This is a genomic window from Paracoccus suum (genome assembly GCF_003324675.1).
Taxonomy (GTDB): Bacteria; Pseudomonadota; Alphaproteobacteria; order Rhodobacterales; family Rhodobacteraceae; genus Paracoccus; species Paracoccus suum.
Genome location: NZ_CP030918.1, coordinates 1,387,562 through 1,410,668, shown reverse-complemented (window position 1 = coordinate 1,410,668; position 23,107 = coordinate 1,387,562). Strand labels below are relative to the sequence as shown.

Genomic DNA, 23,107 nt, shown 5'->3' with positions numbered 1-23,107 from the left:
TTCAAGAACCAAGAGCAGCAAATGCTGCCGGATTAGGGTTTCGTCAACCTGATCCAGGTATGAGAGCGAGGTAGAGACGGTCGAATCGGTGTCAAAAGGGGCGGACGACGGCAGATGGACGCCAGTGCAGATACGGCGCAGCCTGCCGACACCGCAATGCCGGAGGGACGCAAGGCGGACGCGGCGCATGGGCGCGTCGGGGGCGTTCTGCGGGCCCGGTTGATCGCGGCTGGCGTTTTGCCTGGGGCGGTCGTCCAGCCCGCGCCGTTGGCGCCCGCCCTGCCGCCCTCGCTGGAACGCGTCGTAGCCCTCGCGAGCGGCCGCGCCGCCGCGCGGGCCAGCGGCCTTCAGGCGAGCGCAGAGACGGTGACCGTCAGAAGCATTACACTCGCGGAACTGTCGGAATTGCTGCCCGAGGGCGCGCTGATCGCGGTGATCGAGGGTCCAGCCGAGCGGCTCGGCGTGATCGCGCTCTGCCCGGCGATGATCGCATCGCTGATCGAGATGCAGGCAATTGGCCGGATCTCTGCCCGCGCCGCCGCGCCCCGCCGGGCAACGCGCACCGACGCCGCCATTGCGGCGGATTTCGTGAACGCTTTGCTGGCGGAACTGGGCGCTTCCCTCGCCAGCCGGCCGCTGGGCGAGGCGTTGTGCGACTTTCGCTATGCAAGCTACCTCGACGATCCCCGGCCCCTCGCCCTCATGCTGGAGGACGGAGGTTTTCATGCGCTGGACATAACCCTGCGCCTCGGCGCCGGGGGCGAGCGGACAGGCCAGATCTTTCTGGCCGTGCCGGGCGCTCCTATCGTGGAAAACGCGCGAGTTGCCGACAACGCGCCCGCGCTGTCCCCTCCCGCCGGCAGTGGGGCGGTCAGCCTGCCCACGCCACGCCAGAACCTGGCCAGCGCAGTGGCGCAGGCACCTGTACCCCTGGCAGCGATCCTGTGCCGGAGATCCATCACTCTGCGCGAGTTGCGGGCGCTGCGGCCGGGCGCAATCCTCAACCTGCCGCGTGCCGCGTTGGATGCCGTCCAGATCGAGACCGCAACAGGACAGGCCCTCAGCAGCGGGCGGCTGGGCGAGGCAGACGGGTTCTATGCCGTCCGGCTAAGAAGCGATTCCGTGGCGGCGGGCGCGATAGGTGCGCTGCCCGACGCCGCGGCTGTAGGGGCCAGCGCCGGCTCGGGCGTTTCCGCCGATCCGAGTGATGCCTTTGACGCGGTCGCCTTTGGCAGCTTCACCGCCGATGTCACGCTGCAAGCCACGGCGCCTCAGGTGAACCATTCCATCTCGTCCGAACCGCCGATTGCCGACTTGGGCACACCGGATACCTTTCGACTTGACCCCAGTCCCCCGTCGGGCTTGGGCGAGGTCGTGCCGCTGCCGATGTCATTCCCCGGCAAATGATGGCGCACTACCTCTGGCGTGGCGGCCTTGGACGGTAGACGAGCAGTTGCCAGCCCCAGCGCATGCTGCCGGCGCGCAGCACGAAGGCCACGGTGCCGCACAGGACCAAGGCCTCGGTGCGCGGCAATCCCACGGCGATCGCCAGCACCGCGGCAACCGCGCCGCCCAGCGCGGCGGTGACGTAGAGCTCGCCCTGCTTCAGCACCAGCGGCACCTCGTTGCACACAACGTCGCGCATCAGCCCCCCCATGCAGCCTGTCACGACGCCGGCAATCATGATGATCACAGGCCCGAACCCGCCGCCGAGCGCGACGCCCACCCCGGCCGGCACCGCGACGGCCAGTGCCGCGGCGTCGAGCCACAGAAGGACCCGGTAGCGACTTTCCAGTCTGTGCGCGGTCCAGAACACCACAAAGGCGCCCGCCGCGGCCAGCAGCACCAGACCGGGCTGCGCGACCCAGAATACCGGGTCGCGGGCCAGCACCAGATCGCGCACGGTGCCACCGCCGACCGCGGTCAGCGCGGCGATAAAGACGAAGCCGACCAGATCCAGCTGCGCCCGGCTGGCGGCCAGCGCGCCGCTGAGCGCGAACACCAGCACCGAGGCATAGTCCAGCGTCCACACCAGCGCCGAGAGTTGCGTTCCGGCAATCACCGGGCAGCCTTGAACGGCGCCATCCCGGCGCGGGCAAGCTCGTCAGCGCGCTCGTTTTCGGGGTGGCCGGCGTGACCCTTGATCCAGGTCCAAGTGACCTGATGCCGGGCGGCGGCCTCGTCCAGCCGCCGCCACAGGTCGTCATTCTTGACCGGCTTGCGGTCGGCGGTCCGCCAGCCGTTGCGCTTCCAGCCGTGAATCCAGGCTGTCACGCCATTCTTCACGTAGATGCTGTCGGTGGTGACAGTAATTGCCGAGGGCCGGCTCAGCGCCTCCAGCGCCGCGATGGCGGCCATCAACTCCATCCGGTTGTTTGTGGTCATGGCCTCGCCGCCCGACAACTCCCGCGCGCGAACCACCCGGGCGCCGTCCATGGCGCGCATAAGCACGCCCCAGCCGCCCGGCCCCGGGTTGCCGCTGCAGGCGCCATCGGTCCACGCGTGCAGCGTCGTGCCAGCCGTGACGTCGGCGGCGGCTGTCATGCGTCAATCCCGATATAGCCGGGCAATCCGGCGATCCGGTCCAACCAACGGGTGATGCCAGGGTAGCGGGCCATGTCAAAGCCGCCGCGGCTGTCTGCGCTGTCCGTGTAGGCGTAAAGGCAAATGTCCGCGAGGCTCACGCTGCTGCCCACCAGCCATTCATGTTCGGCGAGGCGCTTTTCCATCACCGCGAGCGCGGCGTGGCCCCGGTCCAGCAGTTCCGCCATCCGTTCTGGCGTCGCAAGGTGGCGCCGGTCGGGGTAGTGGCGCAGCGCGCCGCGTACGGCGATCGTGCCCTCGTGCTGGTTCTGCTCCCAGAACATCCAGGCCAGCATCATGGCACGGTCATCCGGATCCGATGGCACCAACGCGCTGCCCTCGCCCAGCCACTTCAGGATGGCGTTGGATTCGGGTAGGATGTCACCGCCCGGCAATTCCGGTACGGGTGCCTTGCCAAAGGGCAGCCGCCCGGTCGCGTGCGCAACCACGATCTCGGGCGAGCCGGCCTCGATATCCACAAGCTCCGCCTCCCGTCCCAGCAACGCCAGCGCCAGCCGCACCTTGTAGCTGTTGCCCGACGAGGGCATCGACCAGAGTTTCATGTCCGTCCCCGATATGAAGCCAATTTCCGGCCGTAGTGACGCGACGAGCGCCCCCACCGCGACCTTCAGTCTGTCTCGCCCCAGCGCGGGCGCCGGGTCATGCAGGCTCGCGCAGTGCGCGCGGCACCTTGAATTCCACGGCTTCCTGCGCTGTCTCGACCAGCTCGACGCTGACTGCGTAGCGCTCGCGAAATGCGTCGACGACCTCGTTAACCAGCACCTCGGGGGCGCTCGCCCCCGCGGTCACGCCGACGGCTTGAATACCCTGCAGGGCGCGCCAGTCGATGTCCGTCGCCCGCTGGACCAGTTGCGCGTAGTTGCAGCCGGCTGCGCGCCCGACCTCGACCAGCCGGCGCGAGTTGCTGCTGTTCGGCGCGCCGATCACCAGTAGCGCATCGATCCGGCCGGCGATGGCCTTGACCGCCGCCTGGCGGTTGGTGGTGGCGTAGCAGATGTCATCCTTGCCCGGCCCGACGATCCCGGGAAACCGCGTCTGAAGCGCGGCGACGATCTCGGCCGTGTCGTCCACCGACAATGTGGTCTGCGTGATCCACGCGAGGCGCGTCGGGTCGGTCGGCGCCAGGTTGGCAACATCCTCGACGGTCTCGACCAGCAGGACCTCGCCGGGGGGCAACTGGCCCATGGTCCCGATCACCTCGGGGTGTCCCGCGTGGCCGACCATGACCATCTGGAGGCCCGCCTCGGCATGGCGCGCGGCCTCCATATGGACCTTGCTGACCAGCGGGCAGGTGGCGTCGACGTGGACCAGGTTGCGGCGCCGCGCCTCGGCCGGCACTGACTTGGGCACGCCATGGGCCGAAAAGATCACCGGCCTGTCGTCCGGGGCCTCTCCCAGCTCCTCGATGAAGACCGCGCCCAGATCGCGCAGGCGGTCGACGACAAAGCGGTTGTGCACGATCTCGTGACGCACATAGACCGGCGCGCCCCATTTCTCGAGCGCCAGCTCGACAATGCGAATCGCACGGTCAACGCCGGCGCAGAACCCGCGCGGCGCGGCCAGGAACAGGGTCAGGGGCGGCTTGTCACTCATGTCCCTGCCCTACCCCGACGCAGGCGCGGCGTCCAGAATGCCGGACCTCAGGCCTCGACGGGGGCAGAGTCGGCACGGTCACCCTCGCGCGGCTCACGCGCCGGCCGGCCGATGACCTCGCGCAATGCATCCAACTCGATGAAGTTGTCGGCCTGGCGGCGCATTTCGTCAGCAATCATCGATGGTTGGCTGCGGGTGGTCGAGACGACCGAGACGCGGACCCCGCGCCGTTGCAGCGCCGTGACCAGCGGCAGCAGCGCGCCGTCGCCTGACAGCAGCACCGCATGGTCGATCCGTGGCGCCAGATCGATGGCGTCGACCACCAGGTCGACATCCATGTTGCCCTTGATGCGCTTGCGGCCAGCCGCGTCGGTGAATTCGCGCGCCGTCTTGGTCACCACGTTGAAGCCGTTGTACGCCAGCCAGTCGACCAACGGCCGGACCGGCGAATAATCCTCGGTCTCCATCAGCACGGTGTAATAGTTGGCGCGCACCAGCCGCCCGCGCCGCTCGAACTCCTGCCGGACGAGGCGAAAGTCGATCTCGAATCCCAGCGCCCTGGAGGCGGAATGAAGGCTGGCACCGTCGATGAACAACGCCAGCCTGTCGTCCTTATAGAACATGGCTTCCCTTTCAGGGGTAGCTTGCCGATAGCGAACGGGCGGGATTGGCGCGGGCCGCAAGGTCGGCGTGAAAGGCACAGGCGAATGGGGAAATCACTAACCAATCCATACGTCAAGCATCCGCGCGCCCTGCTGGCGCTGGGGGCTAACCTCCCCTCAGCGCTCGGATTCCCGCGACAGGCCTTGATTGCTGCACTCACGGCCCTCGCGAGCGATGCCGAGATGACGCTGACGGCGGTCAGTCGATTTTTCGTGAGCCCTGCTTATCCCGCCGGCAGCGGCCCGGATTACGTCAATGCAGCCGCCGAAATCGCCACGCCGCTGCCCCCCGAGGCGCTGCTGGCGCGGCTACATGGAATCGAGGCCACGCTAGGCCGCGTGCGCGACGCGGCAAGCGGCCGTTGGGGGCCGCGGGTGATCGATATCGACCTACTGGCGAAGGAAACGCAAGTCCTGCCCGACGGCGCCACGCAGGACGCCTGGCGCGCCCTGCCCGACGCAGTCCAGCGCGTGCAGGTGCCTGACCGGCTGATCCTGCCCCACCCGCGCCTGCAGGACCGCGCGTTTGTGCTGCGCCCGCTGGCCGACATCGCGCCGGGTTGGCGGCATCCTCGCCTCGGGGCAGACGTGGCCCAGATGCTGGCCGACCTACCACCCGCCGCGACGGACGGTCTGCACCCGATTGGCCGCGAAAACGCTTGACAAGCGCAGGCGATACTCCTTGACAACCGCCGCTGCGCGGCCCATCTGCCGTGTTTCCCTGTGTCCGATCCCCTTTGAAAGGTGACCCATGGCCCGCGTTACGGTCGAAGATTGCGTTGACAAGGTGCCGAACCGCTTTGATCTGGTGATGCTTGCCGCCCATCGCGCGCGTGAGATCGCTGCCGGCTCGCCGCTGACGGTTGCGCGCGACGACGACAAGAACGCGGTCGTGGCCCTGCGCGAAATCGCGGACGAGGCCCAGCCGGTCGATGACCTGCGCGAGCGGATGATCGTCACCACCCAGACCCAGATCGAGGTCGACGAGCCTGAGGAAGACGCGATGGCGCTGATCATCGGCGCCGAGGTCGATCGTCCCAAGCCCCTCGACGACGAAAACGAAGAGCGGATGTTGCGCATGATGCTCGACGCGCAGGAACGCGGCTGAGTCCGCCATCCCGAACGCAACCGGCATCAGCGCCATGGGGCAGACAGGTTCGATCGACGCCGACGACCTCGTTGCGCTGATCCGCAACTACAATCCACGCACCAACGAGGCGCTGATCCGGCAGGCTTGGGCCTACGGCCAGCGCATGCACGAGGGTCAGTTCCGCCACTCGGGCGAGCCCTACTTCACCCATCCTGCCGCCGTCGCCGCCATCCTGACCGAGATGCAGCTTGACGACGCGACCATCATCACGGCCCTGTTGCACGACACGATCGAGGATACGCGCTCGACCTGGGCCGATGTCGCGGCGCTGTTCGGACGCGACATCGCCGAGCTGGTCGACGGCGTCACCAAGCTGACCAACCTGCAACTGTCCGGCGCGCAGTCCAAGCAGGCCGAGAATTTCCGCAAACTATTCATGGCTATGTCGCGCGATCTTCGCGTGATTCTGGTCAAGCTGGCGGACCGTCTGCACAACATGCGCACCATTCGCTCGATGCGGCCTGAAAAGCAGGTCCAGAAGGCGCGCGAGACGATGGACATCTTTGCCCCGCTGGCCGGGCGGATGGGCATGCAATGGATGCGTGAGGAGCTTGAGGACCTGGCCTTCAAGGTCATCAATCCCGAGGCCCGTAACAGCATCATCCGGCGCTTCGTGACGCTGCAAAAGGAAACCGGCGACGTCATCCCGACCATCACCGCCGACATTCGTGGCGAACTGGAAAAGGCGGGGATCGAGGCTGACGTCTTTGGTCGCGCGAAAAAGCCGTTCAGCATCTGGCGCAAGATGCAGGAAAAGCAGCTCGCCTTCTCGCGTCTGTCGGACATCTACGGCTTTCGCATAATCACCCACAGCGAGGCCGACTGCTATCGCGCGCTGGGCGTCATCCACCAGCGGTGGCGGACGGTCCCCGGGCGGTTCAAGGACTACATCAGCCAGCCCAAGGCGAACGGCTATCGCTCGATCCACACGACCGTTTCGGGCCGCGACGGCACCCGCATCGAGGTACAGATCCGCACCCGCCAGATGCACGAGGTCGCCGAGGCCGGGGTCGCGGCGCACTGGGCCTATCGCGACGGCGTGCGCACCCGCAATCCGTTCGCGGTCGATCCGGGCGAGTGGCTGGAGCAGCTGAATGAGCGGCTGGGCGAGGAGGATCACGACGCCTTCCTCGAGCATGTGAAGCTCGAGATGTATTCCGATCAGGTGTTCTGCTTCTCGCCCAAGGGCGACGTCATCCAGTTGCCCAAGGGGGCGACCCCGATTGATTTTGCCTATGCAATCCATACGCGTATCGGCAACTCCTCAGTCGGGGCCAAGGTCGACGGCATCCGTGTTCCGCTGTGGACCAGGCTCAAGAACGGGCAGTCGGTCGAGATCATCACCGCCGCCGGACAGCGTCCGCAGACCGCCTGGCTGGACATCGTCGAAACCGGCCGCGCCAAGGCCGCCATCCGCCGCAGCCTGCGCGAGGAGGACCGCTCGCGCTTCGTGCGGCTGGGGCAGGAACTGGCCCGCGTTGCGTTCGAGCATGTCGGCCGCAAGCTGACCGACAAGGCCCTGCGCACCGCCGCGCGCACGCTGGCCATGCCCGATACCGACGAGCTGCTGGCCCGCATCGGGAGCGCCGAGATCAGCACCCGCGAGGTGCTGCGCGCGCTTTATCCCGAGCTTGTCCAGACCTCGGAGGAGATCCCGGCCGATCACGCGGTCGCCGGTTTGGAGGCCGACCAGAGCTTTTCCCGCGCCCCCTGCTGCCAGCCTCTTCCGGGCGAGCGCATCGTCGGCATCACCTACCGCGGCAAGGGCGTGGTCATCCACGCCATCGACTGCCCGGTGCTGGCCGATTTCGAGGAATATCCTGACCGCTGGGTCGACCTTCGCTGGCGCGAGGGACGCCATCCCGCGGTGTATTCCGCCACGCTGACGCTGACGATCCGCAACGATGCCGGCGTTCTCGGCCGGATTTGCACGCTGATCGGCACGCAAGGCGCCAACATCGCGGATCTGGAGTTCCTTGAGCGCAAGCCGGACTTCTACCGCCTGCGGATCGAGGTCTCGCTGCGCGACAGCGAGCATCTGCACGCGCTGCTGACCGCGCTCGAGGCGGAAAGCGATGTCGCGCAGGTGGCCCGCACCCGGGACCCCGCGCTGCAGCCCTGAGCCGCGGGCGCCTCGTCATTTCCCACGTTTCGGCCGCCGGGTTGCCCCCACGGGCGTTACGCCGCAGGGTGCCAGGGCCGTCGCAACCTTGGTATCGCCGATGTTCAAGCGCCGCACCCCGCGCAGCTATACCCAGATTGCCCAGGAGGCGGTCTATCCCCGCGGGGGCTGGACCCGAGCGGGACGCTATGTGCTGCACCGCCTGCGCCGCCTGCCGGACGCGCCGCACCGCATCGGCCGGGGGTGGGGGCGGGCGTGTTCGTCTCGTTCACCCCGCTTTTCGGCCTGCACTTCGTCGCCGCCGGGCTGCTCGCCTGGGCGGTCAGCGGCAACGTGCTGGCGGCGCTGATCGGCACGCTGGTCGGCAACCCGCTGACGTTTCCCTTCATCGCCGTGCTCTCCGTCGATCTGGGTCGCCGCATGTTGGGCATCGACGGTCATGTCGGGCCGCAGGTGATCCTGTCCGAGGTCGGCCGCGCCATCGGCGAGGTGGCGACCAACCTTCTGACGCTCACTTCGGACCGCGCGCCCCAATGGGGACATCTGGGGGCCGTGTTCGAGCAGATCATCTGGCCCTATTTCATCGGCGGCCTACTGCCGGGCTTTGCCGCGGCAATCGTGGCGCACGCGCTGACCGTCAGCATCGTCCAGACCTACCAGCGCCGCCGCGCCCTGCGCCGTGCGCGCAAGCGTCCCGAGCCCACCGAACCGCCGTCGCCCGACCAAAGGCCACCCACTGCATGACCCCCCTTTCCAAGCCCCGGACGCTTTGCCATAACTTCGATATGTCGATGGTCCAGACCCAGACCTGCCCGCTTTTTGCCGCCTCCTGCGGCATTCTGCTTCTTACGCTTCGCTGAGCGGGTCTCCGGGCCGCCGCTCAGCAGGGACGCGCCCGGCACGTTTTTCCGAACCCCAAGCGTAAGAGCATTCCATGTCCGACATGACCCGTGACCCCAGCCGCGTGCTGATCTTTGACACCACTCTGCGCGATGGCGAGCAATCGCCGGGCGCCACCATGTCCCATGCCGAAAAGCTGGAAATCGCCCAAATGCTGGACGAGATGGGCGTCGACATCATCGAAGCCGGCTTTCCCATCGCCTCCGAAGGCGATTTCGCCGCCGTATCCGAAATCTCGAGGGCCGCCCAGAACGCCGTGATCTGCGGGCTGGCCCGCGCCCAGATCCCCGACATCGACCGCTGCTGGGAGGCGGTGCGTCACGCCCGCCGGCCGCGCATCCACACCTTCATCGGCACCTCGCCGCTGCACCGGGCGATCCCGAACCTCGACCAGGACCAGATGGCCGACCGCATCCATCAGACGGTCAGCCACGCGCGCAACCTGTGCGACAATGTCCAGTGGTCGCCCATGGATGCCACCCGGACCGAGCATGACTACCTGTGCCGCGTGGTCGAGATCGCGATCAAGGCCGGGGCCACCACGATCAACATTCCCGACACCGTCGGCTACACCGCGCCCCGCGAATCGGCCGAACTGATCCGCATGCTGCTGGAGCGCGTGCCCGGGGCCGACGAGATCGTCTTTGCCACCCATTGCCACAACGACCTGGGCATGGCGACTGCCAACAGCCTGGCCGCGGTCGAGGCCGGCGCGCGGCAGGTCGAATGCACCATCAATGGCCTCGGCGAGAGGGCCGGCAACACTGCCCTGGAAGAAGTCGTGATGGCGCTGAAGGTGCGCCACGACATCATGCCTTTCGAAACTGGCATCGACACCCGCAAGATCATGGGCCTGTCTCGCCGCGTGGCCCAGGTCAGCGGCTTTCCGGTGCAGTTCAACAAGGCGATTGTCGGCAAGAACGCCTTCCTGCACGAGAGCGGCATTCATCAGGACGGCGTGCTGAAGAACGTCGAGACGTTCGAGATCATGCGCCCGGCCGACATTGGACTGAACGACGCCAATATCGTGCTGGGCAAGCACTCGGGCCGCGCCGCCCTGCGTTCGAAACTGAGCGATCTGGGCTACGAGGTTGGTGACAACCAGCTGAAGGATGTGTTCGTCCGCTTCAAGGCGTTGGCCGATCGCAAGAAAGAGGTCTACGACGACGACCTGGTGGCGCTGATGCAGGACAGCGCGGCCAACACCGACAGCGACTTCCTGCAGGTGCGCGAGCTGCGCGTGGTCTGCGGCGGCGGCGAGCCCGCCTGGGCGACGCTGACCCTGATCGTGGATAATGCCGAAAAGACCATCGAGGCGCAGGGCGACGGTCCGGTGGATGCCGCCTTCAACGCGGTGGACGCGCTGTTCCCCCACCAGTCGCGCCTGCAACTCTACCAGGTTCATGCCGTGACCGAGGGTACGGACGCGCAGGCCACCGTCAGCGTCCGGCTGGAGGAGGATGGTCGCATCGCCACCGGCCAGGCCGCGGACACCGACACCATCCTGGCGAGCGTCAAGGCCTATGTCGGGGCGCTCAACCGCCTGCGGGTGCGGCGTGAAAAAACCGCGCCCGATTCCGATTCGCGCCAGATCGGCATGTATTCGGTCTGACCGCCGGGCGGGACCGGGCCGGCATCACGCCGGCTCGGTCTTGGCCCCCGCTTCGGTCGCGTCCTTGAAGCCGCCCAGATTATAGACCCGCGTATAACCAAGGTCGGTCAGGGCCTTGCCCGCCAGTGCCGCCCGGCCACCAGAGGCGCAGTAGAGGACCACCGGACGCGAGGGATCGAAGTCCGCGTCGTGGTAGGGGCTGGTCGGGTCGGCCTTAAACTCCAGCATGCCGCGCGATACATGGGTCGCGCCCTTCAATTTGCCCGCGCTCGCCAGCTCGGGTGCGTCCCGAACATCGACCAGTAGCGCCCCCTCCTCTGCGACAAGGCGTTGCGCCTCCTCCGCCGAGACCTTCCGGATCGCCGCGTTTGCCGCCGCGACCATGTCCTTTGCCGTCTGGGCCATGAGGTGATCCTCCATCCGCCTGTCGTGCGAGCGCGCACCTTCCTGAAACGGCAGGATGCGCCTTCCCCGGCAGGCGGGCAAGTCCGCCACATGTCGGCAGGGATGGTCCGGCGGCCTCCGGGTGGGGCGGAATCAGGCTTTCCCCATGTGCGCCTGCGGCCTATATGAGGCACCGGCCGCGGGCAGCGGCCCAAGAAGCAACGGGCAGTACATCATGGCATTCTGGGGTCTTTTCTCGACCGACATCGCAATCGATCTCGGGACGGCCAACACGCTCATCTACGTCAAGGGCAAGGGCATCATCCTGAACGAGCCCTCGGTCGTCGCCTATCACGTCAAGGACGGCAAAAAGCAGGTTCTGGCGGTGGGCGAGGATGCCAAGCTGATGCTGGGTCGTACGCCGGGCAGCATCTCGGCCATCCGGCCGATGCGCGACGGCGTGATCGCCGATTTCGACAGCGCCGAAGAAATGATCAAGCATTTCATCAAGAAGGTGTTCCGGCGCACAACCTTCAGCAAGCCCAAGATCATCGTCTGCGTGCCGCATGGGGCGACCCCGGTTGAAAAGCGCGCGATCCGCCAGTCGGTGCTGTCCGCCGGTGCCCGCAAGGCGGGCCTGATCGCCGAGCCGATCGCCGCGGCTATCGGTGCGGGCATGCCCATCACAGATCCCACCGGCAGCATGGTGGTCGACATCGGCGGCGGCACGACCGAAGTCGCGGTCCTCTCGCTCGGCGATATCGTCTACGCCCGCAGCGTGCGGATCGGCGGCGACCGGATGGACGATGCCGTCGTGAACTACCTGCGCCGCCACCACAACCTGCTGATCGGCGAGCAGACAGCAGAGCGCGTCAAGACCAACATCGGCACGGCGCGGATGCCCGACGACGGTCGGGGCGCTACCATGATGGTGCGCGGGCGCGATCTGCTGAACGGCGTGCCCAAGGAAATCGAGATCACCCAGGCCATGATCGCCGAGGCCCTTGCCGAGCCTGTCCAGCAGATCTGCGAGGCCGTGATGACCGCTCTCGAGGCGACGCCCCCCGATCTGGGCGCCGACATCGTCGACCGGGGCGTCATGCTGACCGGCGGCGGGGCGATGCTGGGCGAACTGGACCTGGCGCTGCGCGAGCAGACCGGCCTGATGATCAGCCTGGCTGACCAGCCGATGTCCTGTGTCGCACTCGGGACCGGCAAGGCGCTGGAATATGAAAAACAGCTGCGACACGTCATCGACTACGAAAGCTGAGGCAGGCTGAATGGCGCGGGCCAGCCACGATTTCGCGACGCCCGTGCGTCGGGTGCTGGTCGCGCTGCTGGTCCTGATCCTGCTGGGACTGTTCCTGGTCTGGCGCATCGACAGCCCGCGCGCAGAGCAGTTGCGCGCCGCATTCATCGACCGCTTCGTCCCTTCGTTCGAATGGGCGCTGCTGCCCGCGGCAAAACTGTCGACCATGGTCGAGGGCTTTCAGTCCTATTCCCGCCTTTACGAGCAGAATCAGGAGCTTCGCCGCGAGTTGCAGAAAATGTCGGCCTGGAAAGAGGCCGCCGTCCAACTGGAGCAGGAGAACGCCAAGCTGCTGGCCCAGAACAACGTGCGGCTGGACCCGGCCCTGACTTCGGTCTCGGGCGTGGTGCTGACAGATTCGGGCACGGCCTTCCGCCAGTCGGTCCTGCTGAACGTCGGCGCCCGCGATGGCGTGCTGGACGGCTGGGCGACTATGGACGGTCTGGGACTGGTGGGCCGCATCAGCGGCGTCGGCCAGCGCACCAGCCGCGTGATGCTACTGACCGACCCCTCTTCGCGCCTTCCCGTGCGGATTCTGCCGTCGGGCCAGCACGCCCTGCTGGCGGGTGACAACACCCAGTTTCCCGTCCTGGACTTCATCGAGCGTCCCGAGGATGTCCGCCCAGGCGACCGGGTCATCAGCAGCGGCGACGGGGGCGTCTTCCCGGCGGGCCTGGTGGTCGGCCAGGTGGCGCAGGCCAGCGACGGGCGGTTGCGGGTGCGCATGGCAGCTGATTACGGCCGGTTGGAATTCCTGCGCGTGCTGCGCTCGCACCCCTCCGAGGCGATCTCGGATCAGGCATCGGTCATCGCTCCGCCCCAGCAGCAGATCGGCCCGCAGCTCCCGGCGGCGCCAGCCGCTGCGGCCAACCCTGCTCCTCCGGCGCCCCGACCATGATCGAGGCTCCGACCCGGCGGCGGCTGATTGGTCAGTCGATCTATGTGTGCACTGCCCTGCTGCTGTTGTTCCTGCGCCTGCTGCCGCTGCATCCCGGCGCCGTCACCTGGCCCGGCCCCGACCTGCTGTTGTGCCTGACCCTCGCCTGGGTGCTACGGCGTCCTGAACAAGTGCCAGTGGTGCTGATCGCCGCCGTGTTCCTGATCGAGGATGTGCTGCTGCAGCGTCCCATCGGCCTCTGGGCCGCCATCGCCGTCTTGGGGACTGAGGCCGCCCGTCATCGCGAAGTGCGTTGGCGCGAGCATGCCTTCATGGTTGAATGGCTGCGCGTCGGCGTGCTGATCGCCGTCATGATCCTTGCCCAGCGCATTGCCATGGCGCTGTTCGTGCTGCCGCTGCCGGCATTGGGTCAGACGATGCTGCAATTGCTGGCGACTGTCGCCGCCTACCCGCCGGTGGTTCTAGCGGGACATCTGTTGTTCGGCCTGCGCCGCGGCACGCCAGGCGATTCCGACGCCATGGGATATCGATGAGACGCTCGCCCAAGGATATCATCGACAGCAACCGCGTCATCTCGCGCCGGGCGATGATGATGGGCGGTTTGCAACTGGGTGTGGTCGGCATTCTCGCGGCACGCCTGCGCTCGCTTCAGGTGCGCCGGGCGGACGAGTTCCGCATGCTGTCGGACGGCAACTCGATCAAGATCCGGCTGCTGCCGCCAGCCCGCGGGCTGATCCTTGATCGCGCGGGATTGGTGATTGCCGGCAACGAAGCGAACTACCGGGTGACCATTACCCGCGAGGAAGCCGGCGACGTTCCCGCGGTTCTGGACCGGCTGGCACGCCTGATCCCGATCTCGCAAGCCGAGCGCGACAAGCTGCTGGAGGAGATCGCCAAACGCAGCCCATCGACCCCGATCGCTGTGCGTGACCGCCTCAGCTGGGAGGAGTTCTCGGCCATCGCGGTCAATGCCCCCGCGCTGCCCGGCGTCGCGACCGAGGCTGGCCTCAGCCGTGTCTACCCTCGTGGCAGCGATTTCGCGCACGCCATGGGCTATGTCGGCCCGGTTTCGGACTACGACCTGTCCAAGATGACCGCGCCCGACCCCGTCCTGATGCTGCCCGAGTTCCAGTTCGGCAAAGTCGGTATCGAAGCCAAACTGGAGGAAACGCTGCGCGGCAAGGCTGGCGCCCGCCGCGTCGAGGTCAACAGCGCCGGCCGCGAGATGCGCGAGTTGTCGCGCCAGGAGGGGCAGCAGGGCGCGACAGTCCAGCTGACCATCGACGCCGCGTTGCAGAACTACGCTATGGCCCGCCTTGGCGAGGAAAGCGGTGCAGCGGTGGCGATGGACATCGTCACCGGCGATATCCTCGCCATCGCGTCGTCGCCCGGCTTTGACCCGAACCTGTTCGTGCGTGGCATTTCTTCGCGAGATTACAAGGCGTTGATCGAGCACGACCATCGCCCCCTGACGGACAAGACGGTGCAGGGTGTCTATCCCCCCGGCTCGACATTCAAACCGGTGACGCTGCTGGCCGGGCTCGACGCCGGGGTGATCGGGCCGAACGATCACTTTTACTGCCCCGGTCACCTGGAGGTCGGCGGCCGCAAGTTCCACTGCTGGCGTCGCGGCGGGCATGGCAGCGTCAATGCCGTCGGCAGCCTCGAGCACTCCTGCGACGTCTACTACTACGAACTGGCCCAGCGGGTCGGCATTGACCGCATCGGTGCCATGGCCAAGCGCCTCGGGATCGGCGTGCGCCATGATCTGCCGATGTCCGCCGTGGCCGAGGGGATCGCCCCCGACCGCGCCTGGAAACGGGCGCGCTACGATCAGGAATGGCAGGTCGGCGATTCGCTGAACGCCTCGATCGGTCAGGGTTATGTGCTGGCATCGCCCCTGCAACTGGCGGTGATGACGGCACGTGTCGCCAGCGGCCGCGCGATCGAGCCGCGGCTGATCCGCGCCAAGGACGGCGTACCGGTGCCTGTGCCCGATTTCCCCGACCTCGGGATCAACCCGCGCCACCTCGCCGTCGCCCGCGGCGGCATGGACGCGGTGATGAACGGCAAGCACGGCACTGCCGCGGGGGCAAAGATCGTGCTCGACGACTGGCGCATGGCGGGCAAGACCGGCACCTCGCAGGTGCGCAACATCACCGCGGCCGAGCGTGCCCGCGGCGTCATCCGCAACGAGCAACTGCCCTGGGGACGGCGCGACCACGCTTTGTTCGTCTGTTACGCCCCGGTCCAGGCGCCGCGCATCGCCGTGTCGCTGATCATCGAGCATGGCGGCGGCGGCAGCGCTGTCGCGGCCCCCGTTGCGCGTGACATCCTGCTGTTCGCCCTCGCGGGCGGCCTGCCCCCGTTGGCCGCATACCCGCCGGGGCAGCGGGGCAAGATCGATGAACAGCGCAAGCAGATGCGCCTTGCCCCCGCGACCGTCGCAGCCGAGCCGCCCGCCGGCCCCAGCCGCGCCTGAAAGGCCTCGCGATGAGCTATCTGAACTATCAGGTCACAACGACGCCTACCGGCTGGCGCAAGATCCTGTATCTGAACTGGCCGCTGGTCCTGCTGATCACGGCGGTCGCATGCACCGGCTTTCTGATGCTGTATTCAGTCGGCGGCGGCCGCCTCGAGGCCTGGGCCGAGCCCCAGATGGAACGCTTTGCGGTCGGCATGGTCGCGATGGTGGGTCTGTCCTTCGTGCCGATATGGTTCTGGCGCTCGATCGCGGTGCCGGCCTATGTGATCTGCGTCCTCATGCTCTTCGCGGTCGATATGTTCGGGCACACCACCATGGGCGCCCAACGCTGGCTGGACCTCGGCCCGATCCGGCTGCAGCCGTCAGAGCTGATGAAGATCGCGCTCGTGCTGATGCTGGCCGCCTATTACGACTGGCTGCCGCTGGAAAAGGTCTCGCGCCCGCTGTGGGTGCTGATCCCGATCTTCCTGATCCTGCTGCCGACCGGGCTGGTGATGATCCAGCCCGACCTCGGCACCTCGATCATGTTGACGCTGGGTGGCGCGCTTACCGCCTTCGTCGCCGGGGTAAGCCTGTGGTATTTCGCCTTCGTCATCGCCCTGATCGTCGGCGCGGTGTTCACCGTCCTCGAAAGCCGCGGCACGCCTTGGCAGTTGCTGCACGACTATCAGTTCAAACGTATCGACACCTTCCTTGATCCGACCTCGGACCCGCTCGGGGCAGGCTACAACATCACCCAGGCGCAGATCGCTCTCGGCTCGGGTGGCTGGTCGGGCCGCGGCTTCATGCAGGGGACGCAGTCGAGGCTGAATTTCCTGCCCGAAAAGCATACCGACTTCATCTTCACTACTCTGGCCGAAGAGTTCGGCTTTATCGGCAGCCTGTCGCTGCTGGCCCTTTACGCGCTGATCGTCGGGTTCTGCCTGCACTCGGCGCTGACCAACCGCGACCGCTTCGCCAGCCTGATGACGGTCGGCATCGCCGCGACCTTCTTCCTGTATTTCGGTGTCAACATGGGCATGGTCATGGGCCTGATGCCGGTTGTCGGAGTCCCGTTGCCAATGGTCAGCTATGGCGGCACCCAATTGATGATCCTACTGATGGCCTTTGGCATGGTGCAGTCCGCCCATGTCCATCGGCCGCGCTGAGCAAGAGGTGAGCGTGATGATGAACGTCCTGTGGAACGCCCGCGCGGACCTTTGGCCAAAATGGGAAGGGCCCTTGCTGCGCGAGACGGCAGGATTCGCCAATATCGTTCATGACGCCCCTGATCCCGCCGCCATCGACGCGATCCTGCATGCGCCGACCGGCCAGATCAGCGACTTCAGCCCCTTCACCAATGTTCGGCTGGTCCAGTCCCTCTGGGCCGGGGTCGAGCGCATCGTCGGCAACCCGACCTTGACCCAGCCGCTGGCGCGGATGGTCGATCCCGGGCTGACCGCGGGGATGGTGGAATACTGCCTCGGCTGGACACTGCGGCTGCATCTGCGGATGGACCGCTACGCCCAGGACGGCGTCTGGCGCAACACCTGCATCCCCCCGCTGGCGGCAGAGCGCAAGGTGACGGTTCTCGGCACAGGCGCGCTGGGATCAGAGGTCATGCGCGCCCTGGCCCGTGTCGGATTCGACGTCGTCGGCTGGTCGGGCAGTGGCCGCCCGGTCGAGGGGCTGCGCATCCTCGGCGGCGCCGATGCCCTGCCCGAGGCGCTGGGCCGGGCCGAGATACTGATCGCCCTGCTGCCCGACACGCCTGACACTCAGAACCTGCTGGACGCGACCCGCCTGGCGCTGCTGCCGCAAGGCGCCGCGCTCATCAATCCCGGCCGCGGCACACTGATCGACGACGACGCCCTGCTCGCCGTACTGGATGCCGAGCGGATGGGCCACGCCGTCCTCGACGTTTTCCGGACCGAGCCGCTGCCTCCGGGCAATCCCTTCTGGCGCAACCGCCGTGTCACCGTCACGCCGCATGTCGCCGCCGACACCCGCCCCACCACCGGCGCGCAGGTCGTGGCTGAAAACCTGCGCCGCGTGCAAGCGGGCGAGCCGCCGCTGCATCTGGTCGACCGCACGCGCGGCTATTGACGCGGGGCTTTATCCGCGCCGGGCGATCGCCTATCACGCGGGTGATGCAAAATTTTCGGGGACGGTCCGGCCATGATGACACGCAGCATTGCGATCCTGCTGACCGCAACCCTCGGCCTGTCGGCCTGCGGCGATTCCAGCCTCAACCCCTTCAGGTGGTTCGGCGGCGGCCGCAGGGCCGGACCGACGACGCTGGAGCCGGACGGGGGCTATGCCATCGGCGACCGCCGCCAGTCCTTCCCGCACCTGCTGGCGGCCCGCTGGGAGGACGTCCCCGAAGGCCGGATGCTGGTCGTCAGCGGCGTCGCCCCGACCAAGGGCTGGTGGGATGTCGCCTTGGTGACCGAGGAGGTCATGCCGGCAGGCCGGCTGCGCGCCGGCCCGGATGGTATCCTGCGCCTGCGCATGGTCGGCTCGCCTCCCCTGCCCGACCAGCCCGAGGCACGGATGCAGGCCGACCCGCGGGTGGATACGATCACCACGGCGTTGACGATCACGACCCCGCAACTCGCCCGGCTGCGCGGCATCGTCATCAGCGGCGCCAGCAACAGCCTGTCCGTCAGCCGCTGACGCGAAAGGGCCGGGGCATGTGCCCCGACCCTTCCTGTCGCCGCCGACCAATCAGCCGTCAGACCGTTAAGTGGCGGCGGCTGAGGGTTCAGCCTACCGGCCGCGCGTAGGTCCAGGTCGGCACGCGCATGTTGCGCGCCACCGACCAGCTTTCCGCGTCACCCAGATAGTCGAAACCGCAATTGGTCAGGACACGGGCCGAGCCGGGGTTGTCCTGGAAGGTCTCGGCTACGAAGCTGCGGCATTTGCAGGGATTCGCCGCCAGCAGCCCTGCCACCGCCTCCGTCGCAAAGCCGGTGTTCCACAGGCCGTGCCCGATCCAGAACTCAAGCTCGCACTGCTCCGGCGCGACGCGGTGCAGCGACACGGTGCCAAGAACCTCGGCCAGCCCGGCGTCGGTGCCGTCGATCGCCCAGACATGCGCCCCATCAGGATCAGCCGACGCTGCCATGGCACGAATGACCCAAGCTTCGGTGGCACCAGGCGGCAGCGGGTTGGGAATGGTCCGGGTGCCCTCCGCCAAGCGGCGGTCGGCGGTGTAGTGTTCAATCAGACCCACATCCGATCGGCGCAGTGGACGCAAAACGAGACGCTCGGTTCGGATGATCGGTTGCTCGTTTCCGGGATCGGTGGCGAGGGCGAGATCCAGCGCGGCATTCATGATTTACACTTTCTTCACGAATTCGTGGTCCGAAACGAAAAGGGGCCGGCTTGATGCCGGCCCCACAGACATTTCTGTCTTTTTCCCGGCTTATTCGGCAGCCTCGATGATGGTCGGCATAACCGAGATAAAGGTGCGGCCCTTGAGGCCCTTTTTAAAGGTCACGCGGCCCTCGGTCAGGGCAAACAGCGTGTGATCGCGGCCCATTCCGACGTTCTGGCCCGGCCACCACTGGGTGCCGCGCTGACGCACGATGATGTTGCCGGCGATGGCTTCCTGCCCGCCGAACAGTTTGACGCCGAGGCGCCGACCGGCGGAATCGCGGCCGTTGCGCGATGAGCCGCCTGCTTTTTTATGTGCCATGGATCAGGCCTCCGTCGCAGCAGTGGTGTTGGTGTCGTCAGCGGCCAGGACGTCGGCCACCGGGGCACCGGTCTCGACCGATTTCGCCTTGGCCTTGCCGGTGGCAACGCGGCGCTTCATCTCGGCCTGATCGGTCTTGTTCAGCGCATAACGCTCGTCGCCGGCGCCGCGGGTCGGATCGGTGCCGCCAGCACGGCGGGTGGCGCGGGTGCCGACCGCGACTGCGACGCCCGAGGCGTCGGCGCCAGCTTCCAGCACTTCGGTCACGCGCAGCAGGGTCAGTTGCTGACGGTGGCCGCGTGTACGCTGCGAGCTGTGCTTGCGGCGACGCTTGTGGAAGGTGATGACCTTGTCGGCCTTGATCTGCTCGATCACTTCGGCCTGCACGGCGGCACCAGCCACCAGCGGCGCGCCAATGGTCGAGCCGACCATCAGGATGTCGTTGAACTGCACCGTGTCACCGGCCAGGGCGGCCAGCTTTTCGACGCGCAGGATATCCCCTGCCTGGACGCGGTATTGCTTGCCGCCGGTCTTGAGCACTGCGAACATGTCGCGGTCTTCCTTCATTTGCCGCGCCCTGTGGCCGCCGGATGACCGGCTGTTGTCGAGGCAGATGCCTCGCCGTCGGACTGCGCACCGTGTCGGTGTCATTGAAAAATAAATTGCCGGCTGCGGGCGATCGCCCGGCCGGTCCGGGGGATATGGCGTATCCCGCCGCCGAAGTCAACGCCGTGGTGTCGCCCAACGCGCCAGCGCCGCGTCAATGGTCAGGAGCGAACCGGGACCGATAGCGCCCGGCGTTTGCGACAATCGCGGGGCCGGGGCAGGCCCATCAGGGCCATGCACCCCGCGGGCGAGGTTGTGGGGATGCGCCGCGGCCTCCGGTATGGACAGCACCGGCCCGGCGCAGGCCTCCGTCCCCTCCAGCTCTGCCGCCCAGGCGTCGCGGTCGCGGGTGGCAAAAATGGTCGCGAGGATGCCGCGCAGGGCCGGCCAGTTGCCGCGGTCCATCCGGTCCGGCAACGCCACCGGATCGAGGTCCAGCGCCGCGCAGAGGCGCGCCCAGAACTGCGGCTCGATCGAGCCCACCGCGATCCAGCCGCCATCGCGGCAGCGGTAGGTGGTATAGAAGGGCGCCGCCCCGTCCAGCAGGTTGGCGGTGCGGGCGTCGGACCACTGGCCCTCGGCGCGCATCCCCCAGATCATCGTGGCCAGATGCGGCACGCCGTCGGTGATCGCGGCATCGACCACTTGGCCGCGCCCTGTCACGCGCGCCGACAGCAGCGCGGCCAGCATCCCCGCAACCAGATACATCGCACCGCCGCCGAAATCACCGAGCAGGTTCATCGGCGGCAAGGGCTGCTCGGCGGGCCCCAGACCCGAGAGAATCCCGGTCGCGGCGAGGTACGTGATGTCATGCCCCGCACTTTGGGCCAGCGGGCCGGTCTGTCCCCAGCCGGTCATGCGGCCATAGACAAGCGCCGGATGGTCCGGAAAATCCTGTGGCCCGAGCCCCAGCCGCTCCATCGCGCCGGGGCGCATACCCTCGATCAGCGCGTCGGAGGCGCAGATCAGCGCCCGCGCCGCATCCCGTCCGGCGGGGGATTTCAGGTCCAGTTCGACCCAATCGCGGCCACGGTCCAGCAGATCGCGCTGCATCCCCAGCACATGCGCGGTGCCCGGCCGCGTCAGGCGGATCACCTCCGCCCCATGATCGGCCAGCCACATCGCGGCAAAGGGCGTCGGGCCGAGACCTGCGATCTCGACCACGCGCAGCCCGTCCAGCGCACCCATCAGCCGGCGGCCTCAGCCCGTTCAGCCAGCGCCAACCACTCCTCCTCGGCAGCGGCGAGTGCGGCCTGGCGCTCGGCCAGGGCTTCGGTCGCCTTGGCAAAGCGGGCCGGTGCGGTAGCGTAAAGGTCAGGCGCAGCCATGTACTCGTGCAGCTTGGCGATCTCGGCCTCAAAGCGGGCGATGGCCTGCGGCAGCGCCTCAAGACGGTGGCGTTCGGTAAAGCTGAGACCGGCGGACCTGGCGCTCGCACGAGCGCCCCCCGATGCTGCCGGCCCCGGGGCGCTGCGCACGGCGGGTGAGGCAGGCGCGGGCGCCTCGTCCCGGGCGGCCCTCTGACTGCGATAATCGCTCCACCCGCCGGCGTAGGTCACAGCGCGGCCGTCACCCTCCATGGCGATGGTGGTGTCGGCAACGCGGTCGATGAAATCGCGATCGTGGCTGACCAGCAGCACCGTGCCGTCGTAATCGCCCAGGATGTCCTGCAGCAGATCGAGCGTCTCGATATCCAGATCGTTGGTCGGCTCGTCCATCACCAGCAGGTTCGACGGCCTGGCCATGATCCGCGCCAGCAGCAGTCGCGCCTTTTCGCCGCCCGACAGGCTGCCAACCGGCGCCCGGGCCTGCGAGTCGTCGAACAGGAAGTCCTTGAGGTAGGCGACTACGTGGCGCGGCTGGCCGCGCACGATGACCTGATCGGCCCGTCCGCTGACCCGCATTCCAGGATCGCCGGTCAGTGCATCCCACAGGCTGACGCGATCGTCGATGCCGACGCGCGCCTGGTCGAACACCGCCACCTCGAGGTTGGTGCCATGCGTCACCGAGCCGGTGTCCGGCGCGATCTCGCCCGTCAGCATCTTGATCAGGGTGGTCTTGCCCACGCCGTTCGGCCCGACAAAGGCAATCCGGTCGCCGCGCATCACGCGCAGATCGAAGGGCGCCAGGATCTGCCGCGCACCGAATGCCTTGCTGATGCCGCGCGCCTCGATGACGCGCTTGCCCGACTGCTGCCCGGCGTCCAGCGCCATGGCGGCGGTACCCTGCCGGCGAATCTGGCCGGAGCGTTCCTCGCGCAGCGCCGCCAGCGCCCGGACCCGGCCCTGATTGCGCTTGCGCCGCGCGCTGATGCCCTCGACCGCCCAGCGGGCCTCGGCCTTGATCTTTCGGTCCAACTTGTGCCGGGCCTCGTCCTCGGCCGCCCAGACGGCCTCGCGCCAGTCCTCGAACCCCTCGAAGCCGCGGTCCTGGCGGCGAACCTCGCCGCGGTCCAGCCACAGCGTCGCGCGGGTCAGGTTGCGCAGAACGGCGCGGTCGTGGCTGATCAGCACGAAGGCGGCGCGGGTCTGCGACAGCTCGGCCTCCAGCCAGGCGATGGCCTCGATATCGAGGTGGTTGGTCGGCTCGTCCAGCAGCATCAGTTCGGGCGCCTCGGCCAGCAGCTTGGCCAGCGCCGCGCGCCGCCGCTCGCCGCCCGAGGCGGTGGCGGTCGGCCGGTCGGGATCGAACTTCAGCCCCTCGGCCGCCATAGCGACCCGGTACGCCTCCTCGGGCTGCAGGCCCGACGCCGCAAATTCGCCCAGCGTCTCAAAGCCGCTGAGGTCGGGGTCCTGCTCCATATAGCCGACGTGGATGCCGGCCGGCACGACCCGCGCGCCGCGGTCAGGCTCGATCAGGCCGGCCATGACCTTCAGCAGGGTCGACTTGCCCGAGCCATTGCGCCCGACAAGCGCGATCCTGTCGCCCGGCTGAACGTTCAGCGACAGGGCGTCGAAAACCGGATTTCCGCCGAAGGTCAGCGAGATTTCCGAAAGCTGCAAAAGGGGTGCGGGCGCCATGCCGGTCAGCTAGTCGGGCGCCCCGCCCTCGTCAACCGGCGCGCCGCGACATGGGTTCAAGTTTAGCAAGTTGGACCGTTGGT

24 protein-coding genes are annotated in these 23,107 nt (G+C 67.6%); 13 read left to right on the top strand and 11 right to left on the bottom strand.

Going from position 1 to position 23,107, the window contains the following annotated elements; all coding sequences use genetic code 11:
- Positions 1-114 precede the first annotated feature (114 nt).
- Positions 115-1,407: a FliM/FliN family flagellar motor switch protein gene (locus DRW48_RS06880; protein WP_114075762.1), complete on the top strand. Its 1,293-nt coding sequence runs from the start codon at positions 115-117 to the stop codon at positions 1,405-1,407.
- A 7-nt stretch (positions 1,408-1,414) separates the two neighbouring features.
- Here the strand turns inward: DRW48_RS06880 and DRW48_RS06875 are convergent, their stop codons facing one another.
- The 5 genes from DRW48_RS06875 to DRW48_RS06855 all read right to left on the bottom strand — a co-directional run bounded on the left by DRW48_RS06875 (position 1,415) and on the right by DRW48_RS06855 (position 4,820).
- Positions 1,415-2,062 (bottom strand): trimeric intracellular cation channel family protein, encoded by a 648-nt coding sequence (locus DRW48_RS06875; RefSeq protein WP_241963404.1) that lies wholly within the window; start codon positions 2,060-2,062, stop codon positions 1,415-1,417.
- Positions 2,059-2,544 (bottom strand): ribonuclease HI, encoded by a 486-nt coding sequence (rnhA, locus tag DRW48_RS06870; RefSeq protein WP_114075761.1) that lies wholly within the window; start codon positions 2,542-2,544, stop codon positions 2,059-2,061. The genes DRW48_RS06875 and rnhA overlap by 4 nt, the downstream gene beginning before the upstream one ends.
- Positions 2,541-3,146, bottom strand: a complete 606-nt coding sequence (locus DRW48_RS06865; protein ID WP_114075760.1) for a glutathione S-transferase family protein — start codon at positions 3,144-3,146, stop codon at positions 2,541-2,543. Before DRW48_RS06865 ends, rnhA begins: the two co-directional genes overlap by 4 nt.
- A 97-nt stretch (positions 3,147-3,243) precedes the next feature.
- A complete protein-coding gene (ispH, locus tag DRW48_RS06860; RefSeq protein WP_114075759.1) occupies positions 3,244-4,197 on the bottom strand; it encodes a 4-hydroxy-3-methylbut-2-enyl diphosphate reductase in 954 nt (317 codons plus the stop codon).
- Between the two features lie 47 nt (positions 4,198-4,244).
- Complete coding sequence (locus tag DRW48_RS06855) at positions 4,245-4,820, bottom strand: LabA-like NYN domain-containing protein (protein ID WP_114075758.1); 576 nt, start codon at positions 4,818-4,820, stop codon at positions 4,245-4,247.
- Between the two features lie 84 nt (positions 4,821-4,904).
- Here DRW48_RS06855 and folK point away from each other — a divergent pair, with 84 nt between their 5' ends.
- The 5 genes from folK to DRW48_RS06830 all read left to right on the top strand — a co-directional run bounded on the left by folK (position 4,905) and on the right by DRW48_RS06830 (position 10,643).
- Entirely contained in the window at positions 4,905-5,522 is a 618-nt protein-coding gene (gene folK / locus DRW48_RS06850) for a 2-amino-4-hydroxy-6-hydroxymethyldihydropteridine diphosphokinase (RefSeq protein WP_114075757.1), read from the top strand.
- 88 nt (positions 5,523-5,610) lie between these two features.
- On the top strand, positions 5,611-5,967 hold the full coding sequence (gene rpoZ / locus DRW48_RS06845) for a DNA-directed RNA polymerase subunit omega (RefSeq protein ID WP_114075756.1): 357 nt from the start codon (positions 5,611-5,613) through the stop codon (positions 5,965-5,967).
- A gap of 34 nt (positions 5,968-6,001) precedes the next feature.
- Complete coding sequence (locus DRW48_RS06840; protein WP_114075755.1) at positions 6,002-8,131, top strand: RelA/SpoT family protein; 2,130 nt, start codon at positions 6,002-6,004, stop codon at positions 8,129-8,131.
- A gap of 255 nt (positions 8,132-8,386) precedes the next feature.
- Positions 8,387-8,875: a DUF2062 domain-containing protein gene (locus tag DRW48_RS06835; RefSeq protein ID WP_241963403.1), complete on the top strand. Its 489-nt coding sequence runs from the start codon at positions 8,387-8,389 to the stop codon at positions 8,873-8,875.
- Positions 8,876-9,065: 190 nt separating this feature from the next.
- Complete coding sequence (locus DRW48_RS06830; RefSeq protein WP_114075754.1) at positions 9,066-10,643, top strand: 2-isopropylmalate synthase; 1,578 nt, start codon at positions 9,066-9,068, stop codon at positions 10,641-10,643.
- A gap of 24 nt (positions 10,644-10,667) precedes the next feature.
- On the opposite strand, the gene DRW48_RS06825 is transcribed toward DRW48_RS06830, so the two are convergent.
- Positions 10,668-11,048, bottom strand: a complete 381-nt coding sequence (locus tag DRW48_RS06825; RefSeq protein ID WP_114077419.1) for a rhodanese-like domain-containing protein — start codon at positions 11,046-11,048, stop codon at positions 10,668-10,670.
- Positions 11,049-11,262: 214 nt separating this feature from the next.
- Between DRW48_RS06825 and DRW48_RS06820 the strand changes: the two genes are divergently transcribed.
- From DRW48_RS06820 to DRW48_RS06790, 7 genes are all read left to right on the top strand, one after another.
- Positions 11,263-12,297, top strand: coding sequence for a rod shape-determining protein (locus DRW48_RS06820; protein WP_114077418.1), 1,035 nt, complete (start codon positions 11,263-11,265; stop codon positions 12,295-12,297).
- Positions 12,298-12,307: 10 nt separating this feature from the next.
- Positions 12,308-13,234 (top strand): rod shape-determining protein MreC, encoded by a 927-nt coding sequence (mreC, locus tag DRW48_RS06815; protein WP_114075753.1) that lies wholly within the window; start codon positions 12,308-12,310, stop codon positions 13,232-13,234.
- Positions 13,231-13,767, top strand: a complete 537-nt coding sequence (locus DRW48_RS06810; protein ID WP_114075752.1) for a rod shape-determining protein MreD — start codon at positions 13,231-13,233, stop codon at positions 13,765-13,767. Before mreC ends, DRW48_RS06810 begins: the two co-directional genes overlap by 4 nt.
- Complete coding sequence (gene mrdA / locus DRW48_RS06805) at positions 13,764-15,716, top strand: penicillin-binding protein 2 (RefSeq protein WP_114075751.1); 1,953 nt, start codon at positions 13,764-13,766, stop codon at positions 15,714-15,716. The genes DRW48_RS06810 and mrdA overlap by 4 nt, the downstream gene beginning before the upstream one ends.
- An 11-nt stretch (positions 15,717-15,727) precedes the next feature.
- Entirely contained in the window at positions 15,728-16,867 is a 1,140-nt protein-coding gene (gene rodA, locus DRW48_RS06800) for a rod shape-determining protein RodA (RefSeq protein ID WP_114075750.1), read from the top strand.
- A gap of 16 nt (positions 16,868-16,883) precedes the next feature.
- The gene (locus DRW48_RS06795; RefSeq protein ID WP_338418435.1) at positions 16,884-17,804 is read left to right on the top strand and encodes a 2-hydroxyacid dehydrogenase; all 921 of its coding nucleotides are present in this window, start codon (positions 16,884-16,886) and stop codon (positions 17,802-17,804) included.
- 72 nt (positions 17,805-17,876) lie between these two features.
- Positions 17,877-18,374 carry a hypothetical protein gene (locus tag DRW48_RS06790; RefSeq protein ID WP_114075749.1) on the top strand — a complete coding sequence of 166 codons (498 nt, stop codon included), beginning with the start codon at positions 17,877-17,879 and terminating at the stop codon, positions 18,372-18,374.
- 88 nt (positions 18,375-18,462) lie between these two features.
- Here DRW48_RS06790 and DRW48_RS06785 read toward each other — a convergent pair whose 3' ends face one another.
- From DRW48_RS06785 to DRW48_RS06765, 5 genes are all read right to left on the bottom strand, one after another.
- The gene (locus DRW48_RS06785) at positions 18,463-19,035 is read right to left on the bottom strand and encodes a GNAT family N-acetyltransferase (protein ID WP_114075748.1); all 573 of its coding nucleotides are present in this window, start codon (positions 19,033-19,035) and stop codon (positions 18,463-18,465) included.
- Between the two features lie 90 nt (positions 19,036-19,125).
- Positions 19,126-19,398 (bottom strand): 50S ribosomal protein L27, encoded by a 273-nt coding sequence (gene rpmA, locus DRW48_RS06780; protein ID WP_114075747.1) that lies wholly within the window; start codon positions 19,396-19,398, stop codon positions 19,126-19,128.
- Positions 19,399-19,401: 3 nt separating this feature from the next.
- The gene (gene rplU, locus DRW48_RS06775; RefSeq protein WP_114077416.1) at positions 19,402-19,947 is read right to left on the bottom strand and encodes a 50S ribosomal protein L21; all 546 of its coding nucleotides are present in this window, start codon (positions 19,945-19,947) and stop codon (positions 19,402-19,404) included.
- Between the two features lie 174 nt (positions 19,948-20,121).
- The gene (locus DRW48_RS06770) at positions 20,122-21,192 is read right to left on the bottom strand and encodes a CaiB/BaiF CoA transferase family protein (protein WP_241963401.1); all 1,071 of its coding nucleotides are present in this window, start codon (positions 21,190-21,192) and stop codon (positions 20,122-20,124) included.
- The gene (locus DRW48_RS06765) at positions 21,192-23,024 is read right to left on the bottom strand and encodes an ABC-F family ATP-binding cassette domain-containing protein (RefSeq protein ID WP_114075745.1); all 1,833 of its coding nucleotides are present in this window, start codon (positions 23,022-23,024) and stop codon (positions 21,192-21,194) included. Before DRW48_RS06765 ends, DRW48_RS06770 begins: the two co-directional genes overlap by 1 nt.
- Positions 23,025-23,107: the final 83 nt, after the last annotated feature.